At 41.0% G+C, this 23,132-nt stretch carries 24 protein-coding genes and 1 other RNA gene; 14 read left to right on the forward strand and 11 right to left on the reverse strand.

Annotated elements, in window-relative coordinates:
• Positions 1–24 precede the first annotated feature (24 nt).
• Positions 25–972 (forward strand): aldo/keto reductase, encoded by a 948-nt coding sequence (locus tag AAU57_RS13435; protein ID WP_055413403.1) that lies wholly within the window; start codon positions 25–27, stop codon positions 970–972.
• A 228-nt stretch (positions 973–1,200) separates the two neighbouring features.
• Here the strand turns inward: AAU57_RS13435 and rny are convergent, their stop codons facing one another.
• The 4 genes from rny to AAU57_RS13450 form a co-directional block, all read right to left on the reverse strand.
• A complete protein-coding gene (rny, locus tag AAU57_RS13440; protein ID WP_055413404.1) occupies positions 1,201–2,778 on the reverse strand; it encodes a ribonuclease Y in 1,578 nt (525 codons plus the stop codon).
• Between the two features lie 45 nt (positions 2,779–2,823).
• Positions 2,824–2,933, reverse strand: a non-coding RNA gene (ssrS, locus tag AAU57_RS14915) — 6S RNA.
• A 51-nt stretch (positions 2,934–2,984) separates the two neighbouring features.
• Complete coding sequence (locus AAU57_RS13445) at positions 2,985–3,275, reverse strand: cell division protein ZapA (protein ID WP_055413405.1); 291 nt, start codon at positions 3,273–3,275, stop codon at positions 2,985–2,987.
• Position 3,276: 1 nt separating this feature from the next.
• The gene (locus AAU57_RS13450; protein ID WP_055413406.1) at positions 3,277–3,564 is read right to left on the reverse strand and encodes a hypothetical protein; all 288 of its coding nucleotides are present in this window, start codon (positions 3,562–3,564) and stop codon (positions 3,277–3,279) included.
• A 118-nt stretch (positions 3,565–3,682) separates the two neighbouring features.
• Between AAU57_RS13450 and AAU57_RS13455 the strand changes: the two genes are divergently transcribed.
• On the forward strand, positions 3,683–5,392 hold the full coding sequence (locus AAU57_RS13455; protein ID WP_055413407.1) for a M23 family metallopeptidase: 1,710 nt from the start codon (positions 3,683–3,685) through the stop codon (positions 5,390–5,392).
• Positions 5,393–5,401: 9 nt separating this feature from the next.
• Positions 5,402–7,879: a TonB-dependent receptor gene (locus AAU57_RS13460; protein ID WP_316931658.1), complete on the forward strand. Its 2,478-nt coding sequence runs from the start codon at positions 5,402–5,404 to the stop codon at positions 7,877–7,879.
• On the opposite strand, the gene AAU57_RS13465 is transcribed toward AAU57_RS13460, so the two are convergent.
• Complete coding sequence (locus tag AAU57_RS13465) at positions 7,876–9,033, reverse strand: cysteine desulfurase family protein (protein ID WP_055413408.1); 1,158 nt, start codon at positions 9,031–9,033, stop codon at positions 7,876–7,878. The two genes, AAU57_RS13460 and AAU57_RS13465, sit on opposite strands and share 4 nt — an antisense overlap.
• 71 nt (positions 9,034–9,104) lie before the next feature.
• Between AAU57_RS13465 and AAU57_RS13470 the strand changes: the two genes are divergently transcribed.
• Complete coding sequence (locus AAU57_RS13470) at positions 9,105–10,082, forward strand: hypothetical protein (protein ID WP_055413409.1); 978 nt, start codon at positions 9,105–9,107, stop codon at positions 10,080–10,082.
• A gap of 2 nt (positions 10,083–10,084) precedes the next feature.
• Here AAU57_RS13470 and AAU57_RS13475 read toward each other — a convergent pair whose 3' ends face one another.
• Positions 10,085–10,621 carry a Smr/MutS family protein gene (locus AAU57_RS13475; RefSeq protein ID WP_055413410.1) on the reverse strand — a complete coding sequence of 179 codons (537 nt, stop codon included), beginning with the start codon at positions 10,619–10,621 and terminating at the stop codon, positions 10,085–10,087.
• On the reverse strand, positions 10,614–10,805 hold the full coding sequence (locus AAU57_RS13480; RefSeq protein WP_055413411.1) for a hypothetical protein: 192 nt from the start codon (positions 10,803–10,805) through the stop codon (positions 10,614–10,616). The genes AAU57_RS13475 and AAU57_RS13480 overlap by 8 nt, the downstream gene beginning before the upstream one ends.
• 111 nt (positions 10,806–10,916) lie before the next feature.
• Here AAU57_RS13480 and AAU57_RS13485 point away from each other — a divergent pair, with 111 nt between their 5' ends.
• From AAU57_RS13485 to AAU57_RS13500, 4 genes are all read left to right on the forward strand, one after another.
• Positions 10,917–12,923: a T9SS type A sorting domain-containing protein gene (locus tag AAU57_RS13485; RefSeq protein ID WP_055413412.1), complete on the forward strand. Its 2,007-nt coding sequence runs from the start codon at positions 10,917–10,919 to the stop codon at positions 12,921–12,923.
• Between the two features lie 5 nt (positions 12,924–12,928).
• The gene (locus AAU57_RS13490; protein WP_055413413.1) at positions 12,929–13,222 is read left to right on the forward strand and encodes a DUF2752 domain-containing protein; all 294 of its coding nucleotides are present in this window, start codon (positions 12,929–12,931) and stop codon (positions 13,220–13,222) included.
• A gap of 13 nt (positions 13,223–13,235) precedes the next feature.
• On the forward strand, positions 13,236–13,598 hold the full coding sequence (locus AAU57_RS13495) for a CCC motif membrane protein (protein WP_055413414.1): 363 nt from the start codon (positions 13,236–13,238) through the stop codon (positions 13,596–13,598).
• A gap of 99 nt (positions 13,599–13,697) precedes the next feature.
• Positions 13,698–14,060 (forward strand): CCC motif membrane protein, encoded by a 363-nt coding sequence (locus AAU57_RS13500; protein ID WP_055413415.1) that lies wholly within the window; start codon positions 13,698–13,700, stop codon positions 14,058–14,060.
• Positions 14,061–14,149: 89 nt separating this feature from the next.
• Here the strand turns inward: AAU57_RS13500 and rocD are convergent, their stop codons facing one another.
• Complete coding sequence (gene rocD / locus AAU57_RS13505) at positions 14,150–15,421, reverse strand: ornithine--oxo-acid transaminase (RefSeq protein ID WP_055413416.1); 1,272 nt, start codon at positions 15,419–15,421, stop codon at positions 14,150–14,152.
• A gap of 146 nt (positions 15,422–15,567) precedes the next feature.
• Here rocD and rlmD point away from each other — a divergent pair, with 146 nt between their 5' ends.
• The 4 genes from rlmD to AAU57_RS13525 are packed head-to-tail and all read left to right on the forward strand — an operon-like array spanning position 15,568 to position 19,644.
• A complete protein-coding gene (gene rlmD / locus AAU57_RS13510; protein WP_055413417.1) occupies positions 15,568–16,989 on the forward strand; it encodes a 23S rRNA (uracil(1939)-C(5))-methyltransferase RlmD in 1,422 nt (473 codons plus the stop codon).
• A gap of 4 nt (positions 16,990–16,993) precedes the next feature.
• Positions 16,994–18,457, forward strand: a complete 1,464-nt coding sequence (locus AAU57_RS13515; protein WP_055413418.1) for a TlpA family protein disulfide reductase — start codon at positions 16,994–16,996, stop codon at positions 18,455–18,457.
• A complete protein-coding gene (locus tag AAU57_RS13520) occupies positions 18,450–18,962 on the forward strand; it encodes a DUF6452 family protein (RefSeq protein ID WP_055413419.1) in 513 nt (170 codons plus the stop codon). The genes AAU57_RS13515 and AAU57_RS13520 overlap by 8 nt, the downstream gene beginning before the upstream one ends.
• Positions 18,943–19,644 (forward strand): DUF6048 family protein, encoded by a 702-nt coding sequence (locus AAU57_RS13525; protein WP_055413420.1) that lies wholly within the window; start codon positions 18,943–18,945, stop codon positions 19,642–19,644. Before AAU57_RS13520 ends, AAU57_RS13525 begins: the two co-directional genes overlap by 20 nt.
• A gap of 109 nt (positions 19,645–19,753) precedes the next feature.
• Here AAU57_RS13525 and AAU57_RS13530 read toward each other — a convergent pair whose 3' ends face one another.
• The 3 genes from AAU57_RS13530 to ruvX are packed head-to-tail and all read right to left on the reverse strand — an operon-like array spanning position 19,754 to position 21,228.
• Entirely contained in the window at positions 19,754–20,161 is a 408-nt protein-coding gene (locus tag AAU57_RS13530; RefSeq protein ID WP_055413421.1) for a DUF5606 domain-containing protein, read from the reverse strand.
• Between the two features lie 43 nt (positions 20,162–20,204).
• Positions 20,205–20,795 (reverse strand): peptide deformylase, encoded by a 591-nt coding sequence (gene def, locus AAU57_RS13535; protein WP_055413422.1) that lies wholly within the window; start codon positions 20,793–20,795, stop codon positions 20,205–20,207.
• 19 nt (positions 20,796–20,814) lie between these two features.
• Positions 20,815–21,228, reverse strand: a complete 414-nt coding sequence (gene ruvX / locus AAU57_RS13540; protein WP_055413423.1) for a Holliday junction resolvase RuvX — start codon at positions 21,226–21,228, stop codon at positions 20,815–20,817.
• A 93-nt stretch (positions 21,229–21,321) separates the two neighbouring features.
• On the opposite strand from ruvX, the gene AAU57_RS13545 reads away from it, so the two are divergent.
• The gene (locus tag AAU57_RS13545) at positions 21,322–22,137 is read left to right on the forward strand and encodes a 2,3,4,5-tetrahydropyridine-2,6-dicarboxylate N-succinyltransferase (RefSeq protein ID WP_055413787.1); all 816 of its coding nucleotides are present in this window, start codon (positions 21,322–21,324) and stop codon (positions 22,135–22,137) included.
• 45 nt (positions 22,138–22,182) lie between these two features.
• Positions 22,183–23,097 carry an ATP-grasp fold amidoligase family protein gene (locus AAU57_RS13550; RefSeq protein ID WP_055413424.1) on the forward strand — a complete coding sequence of 305 codons (915 nt, stop codon included), beginning with the start codon at positions 22,183–22,185 and terminating at the stop codon, positions 23,095–23,097.
• The last annotated feature ends 35 nt before the right edge of the window (positions 23,098–23,132 follow it).

Here is a 23,132-nt window from a genome sequence, read left to right on the forward strand (position 1 = left end):
AGCGTAACTTTCAAAAAAAACAACATGAAAACTTTAAAATTTAGAAATGGCGACGAGCTTGACGCTATAGGATTGGGAACTTGGAAATCTGATGACGAGAAGGTAAAAAACGCCATCAAAATCGCTTTAAACAATGGATACCGTCACATCGACTGTGCCGCGACCTATGGTAATGAAGCTGCGATAGGCGAAGCGTTTAACGAGGTGTTTTCTGAAGGGAAAATCAAAAGAGAAGATGTGTGGATCACTTCAAAATTGTGGAACAATGCACACTTGCCTAAGGACGTAAAACCAGCGCTTGAGAAAACACTCAAGGATCTACAGTTAGATTACTTGGATCTTTATTTGATCCACTGGCCTGTGGCTTTTAAACCAGACGTAAGCAATCCATCTGGACCAGAAGATTATTTGACGCCAGAAGAAGCACCTATCATCGACACCTGGAATGCCATGATTGAACTCAAAAAAGCGGGTCTGACCAAGCACATAGGAGTCTCCAACTTTTCAGTAGAAAAATTAAAGGACTTGATTTCCAAAACAGATGATGTTCCTGAAATGAATCAGGTAGAACTACATCCATTATTGCAGCAAGATGACTTATTTGAATACTGCAGCAAGAATGGAATAAACATGACCGCTTATTCACCATTAGGTAGTGGCGACAGATCTGACGGGATGAAACAGGACAATGAGCCTAACATGATGGAACTGGAGACCGTTCAAGCTCTAGCGAAAAAACACAATGTCAAACCTGGACAGATTCTTATCGCATGGTCTCACCAAAGAGGTACAGCGGTGATACCTAAATCTACTAGTGAAGGCCACATCAAATCCAACATAGCTTCTGCTGCGGTGAACTTTGATGAGCAAGATCTCAAAGATCTCGCAAGCCTTGACAGACACTACCGTTATGTCACTGGTAAATTCTTTGAAGTTCCAGAAAAAGGATATGACAATATATATGATGAGTAAAAATATACCCTTTATGGGGTATTGATTTGCTTGATGTTCCTTCTGATATTTGGAATGTCTATTAAAGTTATTAGGGGTAATATTTTATAGACAGCGTTAAGAGTCAATCAGCTCAAGCAACCGTTAGGATGTGTGATTGGAACTTAGCAAAAGTTTCTGATCTTAGGGACATTAGAAACAAAAAAAGCCGCTCAAATCGAGCGGCTTTTGCTATTTATAACCTTAAAGTTACTTAGCGATATTCACCGCTCTCGTTTCTCTAATAACAGTCACCTTCACTTGACCTGGATAGGTCATATCGGTTTGAATTTTTTGGGAAATCTCAAAGGATAACTGCGCCGCCCTATCATCTGAAATCTTTTCACTTTCCACCATCACTCTCAATTCTCTTCCTGCTTGAATGGCATAAGCCTTTTCCACACCTCCAAAACCAAATGCGATATCTTCTAGATCCTTAAGACGCTGAATATATGAATCCAGTACCTGTCTTCTAGCTCCTGGACGCGCGCCGCTTATCGCATCACAAACCTGAATGATAGGTGATAATAACGAGGTCATCTCAATCTCATCGTGGTGTGCTCCTATCGCATTACAAACCTCTGGTTTTTCACCATGCTTTTCTGCGAGCTTCATTCCTAAGATAGCGTGTGGTGTCTCGTCTTCCGTTTCAGGAACCTTACCTATATCGTGTAAGAGACCAGCACGTTTGGCAAGCTTAGCATTCAAGCCTAGTTCTGCAGCCATGGTACCACATAATTTTGCTACTTCTCTACTGTGCTGTAAAAGATTCTGACCGTAGGAAGATCTGTACTTCATTCTACCTACCATTTTTATAAGCTCTGGATGCAGACCGTGGATACCTAAATCGATAACGGTTCTTTTTCCTACCTCAGCAATTTCTTGATCGATCTGCTTTCTGGTTTTGCTCACCACTTCTTCAATTCGTGCTGGGTGAATTCTTCCATCAGTTACCAGTTTGTGTAATGATAGTCGTGCTACTTCACGTCGCACGCTATCAAAGCAACTTAAGATAATGGCATCTGGAGTGTCATCAACAATGATCTCTACTCCTGTGGCAGCTTCAATGGCTCGTATGTTACGACCTTCACGGCCTATGATACGTCCCTTGACATCGTCACTTTCAAGATTAAAAACTGAAACACAGTTTTCAACGGCTTCTTCAGTACCTATTCTTTGGATCGTATTGATGATCACTTTACGCGCTTCTTGTTGCGCTGTTAGCTTTGCTTCTTCAATGGTATCTTGAATGATAGACATCGCCTCTGTTCTTGCTTTGTCCTTGAGAGATTCTACCAATTGTTTTTTAGCATCGTCGCCAGACATACCACTTATGACTTCGAGTTGCTTGATTTGCTGCTCATGAAGTTTCTCCACTTCTTCCTGCTTTTTGGAAAAAGCTTCTCGCTTCTCGTCAAGGTCTTTGATTTTGCTATCAAGACTCTGGCTTAAACGTTTTGTTTGCGCTAGTTCATTAGATACTTTGGACTCTTTGTCTTTGGTTCGCTTTTCAGCATCGCTCATTTTCTTCTCACGTTGCATGATTTCCTTTTCATGCTGTGATTTGAGTTCTATGAATTTTTCTTTGGCACGATAGGTTTTCTCAGACTTGATTTTTTCACCTTTCGCCTCGGCTTCTTTGATGATGGACTCGGCGTCCTTTTTAGCATCAATGATGAGTTGTGAGGCTTTACCTTTCTCGACTTTTGCCTTGGCTATGAAGAAGCCTATGGCGAGTCCTATTATAAGTGCGACGATCGCCGCTATAATCACTGTTGTTGTATCCATTGGTTGTTATATATAAAAAAACCTGCACGAGTTTCGGTTTTGTCTGAACTCCCTAAATAAAGTTTAAAGCTAACTGGCTGATCAAGGATCCGGCTCTAGGCACGGCTTGCTTTTACAACCACGACTCACTTTTTTTAAAGAATTAAGTGTTGAGTTCACCAAAAAATGAAACAAGTGCAGGTAGTAACTGTTTATTTAAAGAACGTTTATGACAAGTGTTGATTCAATAATTGTTCCAGTATCTGTAAACGATCCTGGACCTCTTCATTATCATCACTCTTATCAATAGTATGTTGCTCAGATCTTGCTGCAAACTGCAGCGCACACATGGCAAGGACATCTTGCTTGTCACGCACGGCATAGCTTTGCTCCAGTTGCTTGATCATCGCCTGGATATTTTTTGCTGCCTTGCGCAAACCTTCTTCTCGAGAAGGGTCAATCGTTAAAGGATAGACTCTATCTGCAATCGATATCTTAATCTTGAGTTTACCTTCCAACCTATGCTAATTGTGCAATACATTGATCTATTTCACGGACCAGTGCATTGATCTTGAGTTTTGTTTTTGTTTTGTAATCATCACTACCTAGCATCGCATTTGCCGTTTTAAGCATAACGATCGTCTCATTGCCTTCTTGAATGGCCTCTTGCGCGACCTCTAGCTGCTTTTTAAATCCTTCAATAGACTCTTGTTTAGAATCTAATTTCTTTTTCAACCTTTGATTTTCAATGATTAAGGCTTTGACCTTAAGCTCTATCTGATCAATGCGGTTTAAAAGGGTGGACATTGGGCAAAATTAATGCGGTTCCAACAAAATTAACTTTCCACACAGACAAATCAAATATTTATGGAACAAAGTTTGAAAACCTTTTTGCGATCAACATTCCTAACCATATATTTAGAAGATGCAAACAAAATATATCTGTTTCCTGTTACTGGGATTATTTTTAGTTCGCTTTGGCGAAAGCCAAACTACAAAAGAGCTTCCACAGGATTATTTCCATCATCCTCTGGACATCAAACTTATTCTAAGTGGTACTTTTGGTGAGCTGCGCTCCAACCATTTTCATAGTGGTCTGGATATCAAAACCAATCAGAGAACAGGCGCTAACGTTCATGCCGCTGCAGCTGGCTACGTGAGTCGTATCAAGATAGAGCATTATGGTTATGGAAAGGCGCTGTACATCACGCATCCTAATGGCTATACTACCGTGTATGCACACCTTGAAAAATTTAGCCCAAGGATTGAAGAATATGTGAAGGCAAGACAATATGCCCAAGAAAGTTATGAGATCCAACTGTATCCAGACGATCTGGAATTGCGAGTAGATCAGGATGAGATCATTGCCTACAGCGGTAATTCTGGCGGTAGCGGTGGACCACACCTTCACTTTGAAATACGTGATGGAGCGGCACGACCCATGAATCCCATGCTATTTGGAATCGATATTCCAGATTCCAGAAATCCTTTAGTGAAACAAGTCAAAGCCTACCCACTAGATGCAGAGTCAACCGTAAATGGAAAAAATGAGGCGCAACTACTTCGTGTGGTTCCCTTACAGGATGGTAAATTCAAAGTGGAACCTTTTTCAGCTTACGGAAACATTGGAATGGGCGTCAATACTAATGACCGACTGGATGGAGCCAACAATCAAAATGGTGTCTATACCATAAAAACCTACTTCAACGGTAGTCCACATTTTGAAATGACATTTGATAAATTTTCTTTTGATGAAACCCGATACATCAATCAAATGATTGATTTTGAACATTTCAAAAAAAGCAAGAGCCGTATTTCTAGACTATATGTTCCAGATGGTAGCCCGCTTAGTCTTTACGGCGATGTCAACAATCAAGGAAAGCTACAGCTTTTTGATCCTGGATCCACTCATGTTTATAAAGTCAATATCACAGATTTTAAAGGCAACGACAGCGAGATCGTGATGGACATTACCAACGAGTCCAAATTAGAAAACCTGCAAGTTGACAGCCCAAAAGACGCTACTTTGATACCACACAATGAGACTTATACTACAACTTTAGGAGCCTTCACGCTTACCATCCCGCAAGGGTCGCTTTATGAAGATACTTTTTTGAACATCAAACAGAACTCTGACACGCTCAAAGTTCATGAGGACATCGTGCCATTACATAAAAACATGGTGATCAATTATGACATGAGCAGCAAACAGGATGAGGATCGCGACAAATATTTTATCGCGAGGACCACTTCTTGGGGTGCTGCCTACTACACTCCTTCACGTTTGAAAGGAAACACATTAACTGCGTTTACTAAAACCCTAGGCACTTACGCCATTAGCAAGGATACCAAAGATCCCACCATCGCACCCGTCAATTTCAAGGATGGACAATGGATCAGTAAAAACCAAACGCTCAAATTAAAGATTAACGATAAGGATACGGGCGTCCAGGCCTATCGTGCGACAGTGAATGGTAAATTCATTTTGATGGAATACGATTACAAAACAGATCTATTGACGCATTACTTTGAGGATGGCGTCGTTACAGATACTGATAATGAGTTGGTGGTCATCGTCACGGACAATGTGGGAAATAGCAGTAAATTTGAAGCTACATTTCACCGAAAGGAATAATTGACCACATTGAAATACTTCATCCTTCTACTTTTTTTGATGACCGCTTCCATGGCTGCTCACGCCCAACAAGCGACCATTCAAGGTATCATACTTAACGAGCAACAGCAACCCATAGCAAATGTCAATGTAAGTGTTCAAGGCACTACGATAGGTACAGTAAGCAACATCAACGGGTATTATGAGATCAAGGTTGAAGCCAATACCGCTATAAACCTGAGGTTCTCAAGCGTCTCCTACAGCTCTTTGACGATCCAACAACTCCTACTGAAAAGTGGTGAGATTCTGGAGATCAACCCTGTTATGAAGGTAGCTGTAGAACAAATAGGAACGGTTGTCGTTAATGCCACCACAGACCGCCAATTTACCGGCGTGACCACAATAGATCCACAAATGATCAGAAGAATCCCAGGCGCCCAACCTGGTGTGGAAAACATTCTACTATCGCTACCAGGAGTGAATAACAACAACGAACTAAGCACTCAATACGCCGTGCGAGGTGGAAATTATGATGAGAACCTCATCTACATCAATGAAATCGAAGTGTATCGCCCATTTTTGATACGTAGCGGCCAGCAGGAAGGCCTGAGCGTTGTCAATACAGATCTGGTGCGCAGTGTTGATTTTTCAGCTGGTGGTTTTCAGGCAAAATATGGTGACAAACTCAGTTCGGTTTTGGATCTGGAGTACCGCAGGCCTACAGATTTTGCCGCTGGTATAGACGCCAGTTTGTTGGGAGCAAATGCGTTTGTTGAGGGAACCGCTTTCGCGAAAGCGATGACCGCAACAGCTGGATTGCGATACAGAGACAACAGTCTTTTCATCAACTCTAGGGAAACCGTAGCCAATGCAGTACCGAGGTTTTTTGACGCACAGACGTACATCACCTATCGAGTCAATCCCAAATTTGAACTGGGCTTTTTAGGAAACATCGCAATCAACAGTTATGATTTTGAACCTCGTGACCGACAGACAAACTTCGGAACTATCCAAGAACCTGTTGCGGTGGTGATTGATTATCAAGGCCAGGAAGAGGATCAATATGAGACCTATTTTGGCGCTGTAAAAGCGAGTTATGATGTCAATGATCAGCTTAATTTAAGACTCATTTCAAGCGTCTATCATACGCAGGAACAAGAGCATTATGACATTCTCGCCCAGTATGGTTTAGGTAGTCCCAATACAGATATAGGCAGTCGTGATTTTGGACAGGTGGATTTTGTCACCGGTATAGGTTCAGAACTGGAACATGGCCGTAATGACCTAGACGCTTTGATCGCTACACTTGAACATCGTGGAACTTTCGTTTTTAAAAAAGAAGGCAATTCTAACGATCAGCTGGATTGGGGCATTAAAGCCAATGTGGAAGACATTAGGGATCGTGTGCGAGAATATACGGTTGTTGATAGTGCTGGATTCAATGTGCGTCCACCAGGAGGAAACCTAAGAAATGATGAGCCATACACGCCTTTTACCGCGCCTCTAGTACCATTCACCTCTATCAATGCAGATAATGAAGTGAAGGTTTCTCGCATACAGGGTTTTGCTCAATATAGCAGCCGCGGTTACTGGGGAAATAGTGAAATCTTCTGGAACCTAGGCGCACGCTTTCACAATTGGACCGTTAGTGGCGATGCCTTTGAAGATTCCAATCAAACCGTTTTTTCACCTCGTGGACAGTTTGCCATAAAACCTTACTGGAAAGAGACGGACATGCTTTTTAGAATCTCTACTGGAGTCTATCACCAGCCACCTTTTTACCGAGAATTACGTGATGAGGATGGAAGCGTCAACCCAGATGTCAAAGCCCAGCAATCCATTCATTTTGTGATTGGGAACGACTGGAGTTTCCAGTGGAATGACAGGCCTTTCAAGCTGACTAGTGAAGCGTACTACAAAAATCTAAGCGACGTCAACACTTACACGCTGGAAAATGTAAGAATACGCTATCGTGCAAACAATGATGCCAAAGCTTATGCGTATGGTCTGGACTTGAGACTCAACGGTGAATTCATTAAAGGAACCGAAAGCTGGATTAGTGCTGGCTATCTCAAAACAGAAGAGAACCTCAACAACCGCGGATTCATCTCCAGACCGACAGACCAACGTCTGAAATTTGCCATGCTATTTCAGGATTATGTGCCTAATTTACCACAACTGCGCATGTATTTGAACTTGGTTTACAACACAGGTCTTCCTGGCGGCTCACCTAATTATGCAGATCCCTATGATTTTCAGTTTAGATTGCGGGATTATCGTCGCGCAGACTTAGGTATCAATTATGTATTCAAGGATGACAATAATGATAGCAAGACTTTCGCCAATTTTGATGAGTTCTATATAGGTGCCGAGATCTACAACATCTTTGACAACCAGAACAGCATCACAAATATTTGGGTCAGAGACATTGCCACTAGCAGGCAGATTGCGATCCCAAACTTCTTGACGCCACGAGTGCTTAACTTTAGAGTGGTGGCTAGGTTTTAATTATTGGCACTCTCTAGGTACTCCTTCAAAACATCTACCACATAATCCAATTCTTCTTTGGTATTATAGATAGAGAAGCTAAATCTCAAACTAGGTTTGTCCAGGTCTTCCTCATTCAAAATTTGAGACAGGACATGAGAGCCTTTTTGACTACCACTTTGACAAGCGCTACCTTTAGAACATGCGATTCCTTTAAGATCCAGGGTGAACAGCAGCATTGCAGCTTTTTCGGCTGGACATGGTAGGCAAACGTTCAATAGCGTGTAGGTGGAGTTATCCCCATCGGCACATTTACCGTTGAACTTGACGCCATCAATTTTCGCCTCGAGCGAATTTTTAAAATATTCTTTTAAGTCCTTGATGTAGGCTCGATCCTTTTCAAGGTTTTCATATGCCATTTGCATGGCTAGATCCATTCCTACAATATTGTGGACACTTTCAGTTCCTGCCCTGATGCCACGTTCTTGTGAACCACCTAGGATTAAGGGCTTCAAACCAGTTCCCTTTCTTATGAAGGCAAACCCAACGCCCTTAGGACCATGAAATTTATGGGCGCTTACCGCCGTAAAATCCACGGGAAGTTCCGCAAGATCCATCTCGTAGTGACCTATGGATTGAACGCAATCGCTGTGAAATAGTGCCTTGTATTTACGACACAGGCCACCTACACGTTCTATGTCGAGCCTATTGCCTATCTCATTATTGATGTGCATTAAGGAAACCAAAGTTTTCTTATCAGACTCTTGAAGCAATTGCTCTAGATGGTAATAATCTGGAGTACCGCATTCTTTCAATTTAACGTGCTCTACCTCGATACCGTATTTATCCCGACAGTAATCCACGATATATACTACAGCATGGTGCTCGATACCTGTAGTAATAATGCGTTTGACATCTAGATCCCTAACGCAGCTGTGTATGGCAAGATTATCAGCTTCTGTACCACCAGAGGTGAAAATAATTTCGGCAGCAGTGACGTTTAATTGCTTTGCAATGTTCTTGCGAGCGGTCTCTATCAAAGATTTAGCGCTGCGTCCATAGCTATGTGTTGAACTGGGATTGCCGGGCACGTTTGACAAAACCTCTGTCATGCGAGACACCACTTCTGGTCGCAATTGCGTGGTCGCTGCATTATCTAGATATACTTGCTTCATGCAACAAAAATAAAATTTTAGGAAACAATAAAGCACATGATCATATTATAATGATATACTACCTTTGGAATATGAAGAATATATACTGTTTTTTACTGCTGCTAGTGCTGGTTTCCTGCGATGACGGCGACATCATTGTAGAGGATCTTTCTTTTCAAGGCATTGACGTAGAGGCTTGCTTACCAGAAACAGATACAGGTACAGATACAGACTCTAGAACCTATCTTTTTTACAAAGTAGATAACAACACTTTTGAAAGTTTGAGCGTGGAGCTTACTACTGATAGAAACTTACTGGATATAGATGGTTCCTACACTGGTTTAAGAATAAGTGATATGAACCGTGTAGAATATAGAAAATACAATGCAGCACCTGGTGATGATTATTTTTGTAGCCTGCTGCCACCGGCAACACCTACCGTGATAGACGCTCTTATTTCGAGATCTGGAGAGATCAATTTGATTGCGTCTAATCAAATTCTCACATCCACAGAAGCACTAAATAATGAAGAGGATGAAAGACTAGACAGCGATCTCGATGGCATACCCAACTATCTGGAGCCATCAGGCCAGGACACGGATGGTGATGGGTTACCCGACAAAATTGATGCAGATGATGATGGTGATAATATCCCTACTATTGATGAAGGCGTGGTATTTGAAAATGATGGTACCATCTCTTTAACCCAGAGTCGTGATACAGACGGCGATGGTATTCCTGATTATCTAGACAATGATGATGATAACGATGGTGTTTTAACCATTCAAGAAGATGCTAACCGTGACCTTGATCCTACTAATGACATCACTAACGGCAGGCCAGATTATCTAAATCTTGAGGTTGCCAATGCCGTCTCACCGGCCATAGATAGTTTTATACCGCACAGCTATGACAGAATTTCTGTGGTTGAGATTCAAATACCTAACCTTACTTTAGTGAGAGGAGAAGAAACCATTGTTTTTGACAACTTTGATCAAATCAGAAACTTTGGAACATACATTATACCAGAGAGACAAGTTACCGTCACTCCAGCATTTGTAGAAGAGTAATTCTATTTAGGATTTTGAAATAAATACACCTCAGTGGCACCTTTACCGTATTTCTGGAAATCAGCATCATAATGTTTTAGGTAATCATAGCGCTCAAACAAAAAGTCCAGTTCTTGTTTGAGTACTCCAGCGCCTACGCCATGGATAAAAACCAGTTTTGGAATGTTGTTGCGGTGCGCCCATTCTATCTTGTCTCTGGCAGTATCAATTTGCAGGTTGAGCATGTCATAATTATCCATATATCGCTCATTATCGGTCAACTGGTGGATATGTAAATCCACTTCTACCGCTGGGATAAATGCTCCTTTTTTACGGGACTGTATGCGTCTTTTGGGTTTTTTGGGAGCCGGTTCCTTTTTCACTTCGATGTGTTTTACCTGTAACCGCCTATCAAGAATCAACTCATCTTCATGAAAGGTGAGATCAATACCATCTGCAGTAGTGATGGTGATTTGTTTCGCTTTCGCGAAAGCGACAACTCCACTCATATCGTCGTCCAGCACCAGCACTTTATCTCCTTTGGAAAACTTGTTACTCATCTAAATGGTCGTTTTTATGTTTTGCCCAATGCTTGCTCGCACGGTACGCTCCTATCATCAGAATGAATAATCCGACGATCTGCACATACACGCTCACGCCCGTAACTGTAAGGGAATAAGCCAGTAACGCGGCACCTACCACAACTAAAATACCGTTAAAAAGCTGTTTTTTATTATCGTTCATCGAATAATTGTGTATTTTGCCGATAGTATTTAAGACAAGATTAATTAGATTTGAAATTAACAATATTACTCTTTTAAAGAGTATATTTTTGTCTTAGTAAAAGTTACCTCTATGAAAAACTTTACATTCTTTATCGCAACTCTTTTTGTTGCAGGTAGTTCCATAGCGCAGGTTCACGTTGTCAATGACGCGTTTATCTATTCTAAGGGTACTGATATTTTTATCACTCAAGAACTAGAATTGCGCGATGCACCATCTGCACCAGGAGAAACTGGATCTGCTTTTTATCTAAGAGAAGGCGCAGACGCCTCGGGAGACGGGAATGGTCAAATCGCTCAACTTATTCAAGGAAATGTTGGATCTGCTAATACTGGTGCAGGAACATTTTCTGTTTTTCAAGAAGGTGTCGCAAATAATTTTACGTATAACTATTGGTCATCTCCGGTAAGTGAGCCTGATGCTGGAGCTAATGCAGGTTTCAAGAACACTCAAATCTACTTCCCCATTCTTACTGAAGGTTTTGACTTTGAAACAGACTTTGTTATAGATGCTGATCAAGCATTCATTTTTGGAACAAATGTAAGAGATGGTAGAACAGATGACCAGGAATTCACAAATCAAGCGACGCAGACAGGCCCGACTATTATAAACCAACCCTTAAGAATAGCTTCCAGATGGCTTTACAGTTATAATAGTGTTGGAGATGGAGCTGGTAATGGAGGGACATCTGGATATTTTGGATGGCAATCATTTGCTGATCCTTCAGCTACTGTTTTACCAGGATATGGTTTTACCATGAAGGGAGTTATACTTGATGGTGGTGGAGTTAATATAGAAAACTCAGAATTAGGAATGGGACAACGTTATGATTTTAGAGGTATTCCTAACAATGGTGACATAGAAGTAGGAGTCGCTCAAGGTGATTTCTCACTAGTAGGTAACCCCTATCCGTCTGCTTTAGACCTAAAGGACTTTTTAGAAGACAATCCAGACATTACTCCAGAGATCTATTTCTGGGATTCAAATTCTACGACTCATATTCTTCAAGAATATGAAGGAGGTTATGGGGTTTATACACCAGGTGAGGCTGGCAATGATGCGGATGACGGAACTTTTGTGCCTGCGACTTTTTTTAGGTACGACTCTAGTGGTGTGCCAATCAGCGGTTCCAATACTACTATAACTGGTGGTCCTTCATTTCCAGTTGGCATTGGAACTACAAGAAGATATGCTCCGATAGGTCAAGGTTTCATGATCGTTAGAGATAATGACGGTTCTGGTAATGCTTTTCCTTCTGGAAATGGTATTGCAACATTCACAAACGCACAACGTGAATTCGTGAAAGAAAATCCGACTAATTCATTTTTCAAAGCTGCTCCTAATTCAGGAAATGATCAAACCGCAAATGCTAATGTTATTAAATACGTTAGACCTCAAATACTATTGAACACGTTCATCAATAAAAGATATAATAGACAGATGGTATTGTCTTTTGGACAAGGTGCTACCGAGGATTATGATTGGGGACTTGAAGGTAGCAATAATGCTAACAAAGTGAATACAGACATTTACATGCCATTAAATGGTAATGAATATGTGATTCAAGCTGTTCCTTATGACAAGAACCAAACAGCTGTGCCAGTATCGTTTAAATCTGCAGCAGCTACATCAACTTTTGAAATTGCCGTGACAACCATGGTGAATTTTGAAACTGAGAAGGTGTTGATCCACGACAAACAAACCGATACATATCATGACATATTAAATGATTCTTATACTATTACAACTGGTAAAGGAACTGTGGCAGATCGATATGAAATCGTTTTTGAAGAAAAATCAACATTGAGCAATGGTGATGAATTACTTGCTACAGATGCGTTCAACATCTTTCAAAACAATGAGCGTAGTTTGTTGACCATTCAAAACCCAGCTGGCAAAAATGTTTCTGACATTAGTGTATTTGATTTAGCAGGTAGATTGGTGGCAAGCCAAAATCCAAAAGAAGTAAATCAAGAATTTACCTTTAATACGTCATCGTATTCCGCTGGGATTTACATTGTCAAGGTGTCTACGCCTGATGATGAAGAGCTGGCTAAGAAAGTGATTATTTCTAATTAGAAATTATGAGTATAGTTGTGGACGACAGCTGGATGCTGCCTTGTTTCACTAAGCAAATGATAGGAATGGACTGTCCTGGATGTGGTATCCAGCGGTCCATTTCTCTGTTATTACAGGGAAAGGTGATCGATTCCTTTTTTATGTATCCGGCATTATTGCCCGCAATATTTCTATTAGGTTTCCTAATTTTTGATATGTTTGTCAATGTAAAGTATGGAGAGAAAATCAAATTATGGGGAACCATAATCGTCATCGGAACCATATTGACCAGTTACATTATTAAATTATCATTCATCTAAACAACCAACTATTATGCAAAAATTAAACACCACTGTAGTTTATATTCTCTCGATTGTAGGGTTTTTATGCTGCTGCTTTTACGGAATAGGATTCATAGCATCCATAATTGCTTTCGTAATCGCTACTAAAGAACTAAAAAAATATGCCGAAAACCCAGAAGCTTACAGCAATGGAAAGGCAATGAAAACAGCAAAAACCGTGGCACTTGTTGCTTTGATTTTATCTGGAATAATGGCAGCATACACTGCTTATCAATACATTGTTCTTAGCGAAGAAGAAAGATTAGAGCAAACACTGGACACTATGGAAAGTCTGGGCGTGCCGCAAGACATTATTGACCAAACTAGAGCTCAAGCAGAAGCTGATATGGATTAAATATTCTAGTTTTTATTTTCAAAGGGAAAGCGTCGGCTTTCCCTTTTTTATTCTAAAAAAGTAAATTCTTTTATATTTAGACTACTAAATCCAACTAACATGCAAAAATTAAACACCACTGTAGTTTACATTCTTTCCATCGTAGGGTTTTTATGCTGCTGTATATACGGGATTGGAACCGTAGCCGCTATTATAGCATTAGTGATAGCCTCTAAGGAGTTGAAGAAATACAACGAAAATCCAGATTTGTATTCTAATGGAAAGGCAATGAAAACGGCTAAAACGGTAGCCATCATTTCGCTTATCATATCCTTAATAGGGTTAGCACTTATAGTAGCGTTCTACTACAACCAATGTGCATTCTACCAATGGTATATTGATACATTTGCTGACAATCCTAACGTGACGGAAGAGCAGTTGGCACCTCTTTACCAAGCGATGGAAGAAGCAGGCTGTATGTAATGGAGAACCGCACGGTAATTCAAAAAGGGGAAAACTAGCGTTTTCCCCTTTTTTATTTTTTAGATCTTAACTCCATCTAAGTTTTAGAACTATTCAAAATCCTTTAGCGTTTTGATGATGATCTCTATACATTCATCGAGTTGCTCTTTAGTCATGACCAATGGTGGCGCAAATCGTATGATGTTGCCGTGAGTAGGTTTAGCAAGTAAACCGTTGTCTCGCAATTTCAAACAAATATTCCATGCTGTATCACTGTCTTCAGAATCATTGATCACGATCGCATTCAATAAACCACGGCCTCTTACTAAAGTGACAGTATCAGTGGTTTCAATATACTCATTGATTTTTTTACGGAAGTAATTTCCCAATTCGCGAGCATTTTGAGCGAGCGATTCTTCCTTAACAACATCAAGAGCAGCAATAGCTACTACAGCTGCTACTGGATTCCCACCAAAAGTACTTCCATGCTGTCCTGGATGGATCACGTTCATGATATCATCATCGGCAAGAACGGCACTTACGGGAAACGCTCCGCCAGATAATGCTTTTCCTAAAATCAAGATATCTGGTCTGGCATAGGTCTCTTGTCGTTCACAAGATCCATCACAAGTACATTTACCACAAACGGCGAGCAACGCTCCTGTTCTTGCGATACCGGTTTGGATTTCATCTGCGATAAATAAAGCATTGTATTTTTCGCACAATTCCTTACTGCGACGCATAAAATCATCTGCTGGTGTATAAACTCCAGCTTCACCTTGAATAGGCTCTACTAAAAATCCAGCGATATTATCTTGTTGTAAGGCTTTTTCAAGAGCCTCAGTATCATCATAAGGTATCTTGATAAAACCAGGTGTATAGGGTCCAAAGTTTTTACGGGCGTTCTCATCATTGGAGAACGAGATTATAGTGGTGGTACGACCATGGAAGTTGTTGTCACAAACAATAATTTGAGCATCGGTTTCAGCAACGCCTTTTTTTTCATAGGCCCATTTACGAGCAATCTTGATGGCGGTTTCAACAGCCTCTGCACCAGTATTCATGGGCAGTACTTTGTCAAAGTCAAAATAGCTGGTCATGTAACTATTGAACCTGCCCAACTTATCATTGTGAAAAGCTCTTGAGGTAAGTGTCAAGGTACGCGCCTGCTTTGTCATTGCTTCAATAATTGCAGGATGACAGTGACCTTGATTGACGGCGCTGTAGGCACTCAAGAAATCATAATAACGCTTTCCTTCTACATCCCAGACATAGACACCATCGCCACGCTCTAACACCACTGGTAATGGATGGTAGTTGTGGGCACCGTGCTTTTCTTCTATTTCTATAAGTTCTTTTGATCTGGACGCTGTAATATTCATTTGTATATTTTGATTTCTTTGTCGCAAATTACAAAAAAGGCTTTGTGCAATCCGTTTAGGGCGCGTTAATTCATTATTGATTAGAGTGGTTCAAAATATGGCGCCAACCCATTTCTAGTCGTGGCAATTGGCTTAATTTTGAATCCATGTCCAAAAGAAGAAAAAGAGCCCAAAAAACTTTTGAAAAAGTACCTGTTGTTGATGCAGGAGCTAGAGGTAAAAGTGTCGCAAAAACTGCCGACGGTGAAGTTATATTCCTTACCGATGCAGTACCAGGCGATGTAGTTGATATAACAACCTTCAAAAAGCGCAAGTCCTTTTATGAAGGAAAAGTGACGCAGTTTCACGAGCGATCCACAAGACGCACACAACCTGTTTGCAAACATTACGACACTTGTGGCGGTTGCAAGTGGCAGGAAATGGCCTACGACAGCCAGCTCTTTTTCAAACAAAAGGAAGTTGTTGAAAACCTAACACGCATAGGTCACCTTACATTGCCAGAGATTGAACCGATTCTGGGCAGCGAGCAGCAATACTACTATCGCAATAAGATGGAATTCAGCTTCTCGGCAAATCGGTGGTTGACGCTTGAAGAGATTCAGTCTGACGTGCAGCTGGACGATGACGATAAAAAAGCGTTAGGCTTCCACATTCCTGGAATGTGGGACAAGATCCTACATCTGGATGAATGTCACTTGCACCCAGCCATTGGTGAGCAGATACGTTTGAGTGTCCACGCTTTCGCGAAAGCGGAAAATATCTCCTACTACTCACCACGAGAAAAGTCTGGCACCTTACGCACGCTCATGTTGCGCATGTCCAGCACTGGCGACGTGATGGTGGTGATTCAATTTTATCAGGATCATGAGCAACAGCGCATCGCTTTGTTGGAGCATTTGAAAGAATCGTTTCCAGAAATCAAGTCCCTGCAATACATCATAAACGAGAAGGCAAACGACACGATCTATGATCAAGATGTGGTGTTGTACGACGGTGATGATTTTATCATGGAAAAAATGGAGGGCCTGCAGTTTAAAATTAGTGCAAAATCGTTCTATCAGACCAACTCTGCACAGGCCTATGAACTGTATAAGGTTACTCGGGATTTTGCTGGACTGGACGGTTCTCAGATCGTTTATGACCTATACACCGGTACTGGTACCATTGCCCAATTCGTTGCTGGTAAAGCCGCCAAAGTCGTGGGAATTGAGTCCGTACCTCAAGCTATCGAGGATGCGCAAGCAAACGCCCAACTCAATAATGTAGAAAATGCAGAATTTTATGTGGGCGATATGAAGGACGTGTTCACCACGGACTTTATCAATAAGCACGGCACGCCAGATGTCGTCATTACAGATCCACCGCGTGATGGTATGCATAAAGATGTAGTTGCACAACTTTTGAACCTTGCGGCACCAAGAATTGTATATGTTAGTTGCAATAGCGCAACACAGGCACGTGATCTAGCGTTACTGGATGATGCATACAGAGTGGTGCGTGTGCGTCCGGTGGACATGTTCCCGCAAACCCATCATGTGGAAAACGTAGTTTTACTTGAATTAAAATAATACCATGAAAAAAGTCATTTTACTGTTGTTAACGGCAATCCTACTCTTTGCCTGTAAAGATGAAGTGGTTGAAGAGGCCATTATCACAAGCAATACGGTTACCATTGCCGGTATGGTAAACCCAGCAGACTCGCTGGATGTTTCCCAGGTGCAGGTTTATGCCTATGATTATTTGAAGAGCGATTACGACGAGTACACGGCAGACCTCAACGAGGATGGCACCTTCCAGTTGGAGTTGGAATTGACAGACCCTAGAGAGGTCACCGTTTTTGCTTCTAGACCTTTTAGCTTGATTGCTGTTCCCGGCAATTCCATCAATGTGACTATTGAAAAAGCTGTGGACACTACACAGGTGATCGCACCTAAATTTTCGGGAGATCATGCAGATACTAATAACAATCTGCAACTCTATTTGAAGGATTTCCCAGTGGACGTGCAATCGTATTACAACAATGAAGAAGTACAGGCGACAGATGATTTTATCGCTTTCGCGAAAGCGGAACAAACCACCATCGCAGATTACAACAAGAAATTCATGTCTTCCATTAATGATACATTATTGCAGGATTACATCACGTCGCGTGAGAAGTTTTTCTTTCCCAATTCCAAGATTGATTATGCGATGTACAGAGATTATTATGGACTGGAAGCTCCTGCGGCAGACAGCGAATACTTTGATTTCCTGAACAGCCTTCCTAAGCTTGAAAAAGAAGATTTGATCAACACTTCTATCATACAAAGATTGGTATACACCTTAAAATACCACTATCAAAGCAGAGCCAGATTGCTCGTGGAAGAAGGCGAGAGCGTAGATTCCAAAGCCATTGAAATAGCAGCGAACTCATCAGACGGGTCATTGCTACACGACCTGGTCATTCATGAGTTTTATCTCAACCAGTTCCAGGATCACAATGTTGACATTTATGAATCTACTAGTGACCAGTACTTATCTAAGGTGGCCGATGAAGAAATCAGAAACAGCATTGCTTCCAGGTATGAAAGTGAGAAAAAGCTGTTGGAAAGTCCAGAACTTCCTGAGGAAGCTCAACTTCTAGAATTTAAAAGTGAAGATCCAAAGGATTACTTAGCAGAGATTATTGAAAATGCCAATGGTAAAGTTGTCTACATTGACAACTGGGCAACCTGGTGTGGTCCCTGCAAAGCCGAATTTAAAGAGGCATCACCTAAACTGCATGAAAAATTCAATGATGATGTTGAGTTTGTATATTTCTGTCACAGCAGTGAAAGACGTGCATATATACCATCCATTGCGGAGTTTCAGATCAAGGGAAAACACTATTTCCTTGATGAGGATCAATCAAAAGTTGTGAGACAAATGATAGAATTAGAAGGCTATCCTACCTATACCGTTATTGATAAATCTGGAGAGATCGTTCTATCTGATTATATTCACAGACCCAGCTATCCTGCTACGACAGAGTTGCTGACAAAACTTATTAATGAATAGAAATCAAATCATAGCGGTTTTACTGCTTGTTGCCTGTTGCTTCTCATCTTGTGAGAAGGATGACTTGTGCATTCCAGAAGAGTTGGATGTGCCACGACTGGTGATCGTTTTTCTAGATGCTAGAAACCCATTGTTGCGCAAACCAGTGGAAAGGCTCCAAGTGTTTGAAACCGAAGAGAATTTTGCAGTCAGTCTTAATGGTACGGGCGCAACTAGTCTCACACAAGTAGACTCGATTTCTATACCCTTACGAAATGATCAAAACGTGACCAATTTTGCATTCACTCGTACGTCCAACGGCGCTGTCAATGCAGACCCTATCAACTTTAGATATACCGAGGAAGAAGTATACCTCAACCGTGCCTGCGGCTTTACCTCATCTTTTCTGGATCTTAGTTTGGAAAGACCTGATGAAGATCCCGTAAATCCATGGATAAGCAACGTCATCATAAGAAATGCTGACGTCATCTCAAAAAATGACATTCATGTTGAGATACGCCACTAGCCTATTGTTCGTAATGGTGGCTTGCCTTGCAAGTGCACAGCAAACCACACAGGAACCTGTGGCAAATGATACCATTGTATATCCTACGACTTATGGACTGCGAGCAGGAATAGATCTAGCCAGTCTAGTACGCACAGCTATTGACGATGAATACACAGGCTTTCAAGTCATGGCAGATTATAGACTTACCAAGGACTGGTATGTCGCCGGCGAACTAGGAACCGAAACTCTTGATCGTGAAACCAATCAAATTGATTTTGAAACCACTGGTTCCTATATCAAAGCTGGCGCAGATTATAATTTCTATGGCAACTGGCTCGATCTAGACAATATGATTTATGTAGGGTTTAGAGCAGGTGCCTCAAGCTTTTCACAAACCCTAAATAGGTTTGACTTTTACGAAGAGGTAGGTTCTTTTCCTGCACCTAGTAGATTCCCTAATGAAGAGTTTACTGGACTGACGGCTTTCTGGGCAGAGATTCAAGCTGGTGTAAAAGTTCAAGTATTAAACAATGTATATCTGTCCTTAAATGTTCAGCTAAAAAGACTTGTTGCGGAAGATCAGCCTGATAATTTTGACAATCTTTATATACCCGGTTTTGGACGCACCTATGATACAGGCGAAATAGGCGTCGGTTATTTTTATGGCATTTCCTACCGTATTCCTATTTACAAAAAGTAATTCTGCTTTTTTAAAACATAGCTCCATCAAGTAATTGATTCTAAATAGACAGCAAAGAAAAAGCCTTTTCAACATTGAAAAGGCTTTGATATTTGTATATATTGGTACTCTATTCTTCTTCCTCAGAGTTTGACAAGCTGTCCAACAAATCATTTTGTTGCAGAATGTTATACCACTGCACCACTTTTTTAATGTCGCTGGCATAAACACGATCTTCATCGTATTCTGGTAAGACTTCATTAAAATAGTTGCTCAACTCATCTTTAGATGCTTTGTGGCTAATAGCGGCACCTTTGTCTTCTTTTTTGGCAATCTTGTTAAAGACTTCTTTTAAAGGAACCTCTGCCTCATAGGTATAAATGGAGATGTCTTTTAAAACACTCACGTTGTGACTCATCCCAACAATGGATGTTTTGTTGTCCATAAGAGATTCCACGACAAAGCCACTGCGGGCTTTGGTCTTCAATTTGTATAATCCTGGTTTCCCTGTAATGGACAAAATGCTGTCTAGACTCATAATATTTTTCTTTTAAAGCGATCGCAAATATATAAAACCGTAATTATCTGCGGCCTTTTGCATCAGGAAAACGCATGCGGTAATCTACACTTGTTTTCCCTTTAGATATGTTATTTAATTTATTCTTGATCAAACGCTTTTTGAGGCTGGAAATTTTATCGGTAAATAAAATCCCTTCAATGTGGTCGTACTCATGCTGTATGACTCTGGCGATCAAACCATCGTATGTTTCTGTATAAGTTTTGAAGTTTTCGTCTTGGTATTGGATGGTAACCTTTTCAGGTCTAAAAACATCTTCACGAACGTTAGGTATGCTTAAACAACCTTCATTAAAAGACCATTCATCACCGGTCTCTTCTAGGATTTGAGCATTAATAAATGCCTTTTTAAAGCCCGCAAGCTCCTTTTGCTCCTGCTCGCTCAAATCTGGGTCATCGCTAAAAGGCTCTGTGTCGATCATGAACATGCGTATGGGCAATCCTACCTGTGGCGCGGCAAGGCCTACACCAGCAGCGTTATACATGGTTTCCCACATGTTCTCGATTACTTCTTCCAGCTTAGGATAATCTACCGTTATTTCTTGCGCTTCCTTGCGCAACACTGGATCACCGTAAGCAACTATTGGTAAAATCATTTTTGTACTGTTTCAGTTCTTATCTTATTCTATCCATATAGGATTGAAGGATGATGGTCGCAGCTATCTCGTCTACCAGAGCTTTGTTGCGACGTTGTTTTTTATTCAAACCACTATCGATCATGGTCTGGAAAGCCATCTTTGAGGTAAAACGTTCATCCATGCGTTCTATCTTGATGTTAGGGTATTTGACTTGTAACGCTTTCGCGAAAGCGTTAATCACGCCACCCAACTCACTATCGGTATAATCCATTTGCTTGGGCTCACCTATGACGATCGTCTCTACATCTTCACTCACAATATACTCTTCCAACCACTTATTAAGTTCATAGGTCGCTACGGTACACAAACCCGACGCAATGATCTTCATGGGATCTGTTACGGCAATGCCGGTGCGTTTTTTCCCATAATCTATCGCCAGTATGCGTCCCATATTTTGCAAAAATAGGCATAATAGCCCAGTTCGTGAATGAAGATACCATATTCAACTTTTGCGTTTATCTTTGAATTCTTAAAGCACAATTTTTTGGAACAGATAAAGAACATCATCGAGAACGCGTGGGAAGACCGCAGCCTTTTAGAAAATAAAGTAACACAAGATGCAATACGCAACGTGGTAGATCTACTGGATAGTGGTGAACTGCGCGTCGCACAACCTACAGACAACGGCTGGCAGGTAAATGAATGGGTGAAGAAAGCGGTCGTGCTTTATTTCCCAATCCAGAAAATGGAAACCATAGAATGTGGTCCTCTTGAATTTCACGATAAAATCCCGCTTAAAACGGGTTATAAAGATAAAGGCATAAGAGTAGTACCCCATGCGGTGGCACGTCATGGAGCCTACATTTCCAAAGGAGTGATCTTGATGCCCAGTTACGTAAACATAGGTGCGCACATTGAGGAAGGAACCATGGTAGACACCTGGGCAACCGTAGGTAGCTGCGCCCAGATAGGTGCCAATGTGCATTTGAGTGGTGGCGTAGGTATAGGCGGTGTTCTTGAGCCACTACAAGCCGCTCCAGTAATCATTGAGGATAATGCTTTCATAGGATCGCGTTGTATCGTTGTAGAAGGTGTGCGCGTGGAGAAAGAAGCTGTTTTAGGTGCTAATGTGGTACTTACCGCGAGCACAAAAATCATTGACGTGACTGGTGATGAACCTAAAGAGATGAAAGGCGTTGTTCCTGCAAGATCTGTAGTGATCCCTGGTAGTTATGCTAAAGAATTCCCAGCAGGAACCTTTAATGTGCCTTGCGCCCTAATCATAGGAACCCGAAAGGAAAGCACCAACAAAAAGACGTCGCTCAACGATGCCCTGCGCGAGTATGATGTGGCAGTGTAACAGTTTAAGACTATATTACAAACCGTACACTGATCTAAATTTATAATGTCAAATCCGATACGTCATTTTGCAATGCGCACTTTGAGAAAAATGCGCTGGTTACCACCTAAATTTTATGTGAAATGTCATTATGAATATTTCTCAGGAAAGAAAATGGATCTGGAGAATCCGTTAGAATTCAACGAAAAATTAGAATGGTACAAAGTTTTTTATCATCCCAAGATTTTAAACCAATTAGCAGATAAATATGCCGTTAGAGCCTATGTAGAGCAAAAAATAGGCTCACAATACCTCAACGAATTGTACGGAGTTTACAAAAAAGGTGAGGAAATACCCTTTAATGAACTACCAGAGCGATTTGTAATTAAAGCCACTCATGCGAGTGGTTTCAACATCATTGTAAAGGATAAGTCAAATCTGGATAGAAAAAAAACCATAAAGAAACTCAATAAATGGTTAGGCATCAATCAATATTACCGGAAAGGTCAAGAATGGGCCTATAAGGATATTGAACCCAGGATTGTTGTAGAAAAATTTCTAGAAGAAGAAGGAAGATCCTTTTTAGTCGATTATAAATTTTATTGTTTTAATGGAGAAATCAAGTTCTTCACAGCTCACTTAGATAGATTTACCGGTCATAACCATACCACTTATGATGTAGATTTTAATCTGCTACCATTCGGTCATGAAACACTTCACGACAATGCAGCTGAGACGATCGAAAAGCCTAGCAATCTTGAAGAGATGATCACGCTAGCGACTAAATTATCTGAAAACTTACCTTTTGTCAGAGTGGACTTTTATTCTATTGACGGTAAAACAATTTTTGGAGAACTTACACTCTATCCAGCTGATGCTCGGCTTAAATGGCTTCCCGAGGAATACAATAAGATTATAGGAGATTATTTTGTCTTACCAGAGCTCAATGAAGAAAACGAGCCCATCACTAGTTTTCCTTAGTGAGATTTGATATCACCTCAATATAAAATTAATTC

Origin of the sequence: Nonlabens sp. YIK11 (assembly GCF_001413925.1) — a bacterium.
In the GTDB taxonomy this organism is placed as follows: Bacteria; Bacteroidota; Bacteroidia; order Flavobacteriales; family Flavobacteriaceae; genus Nonlabens.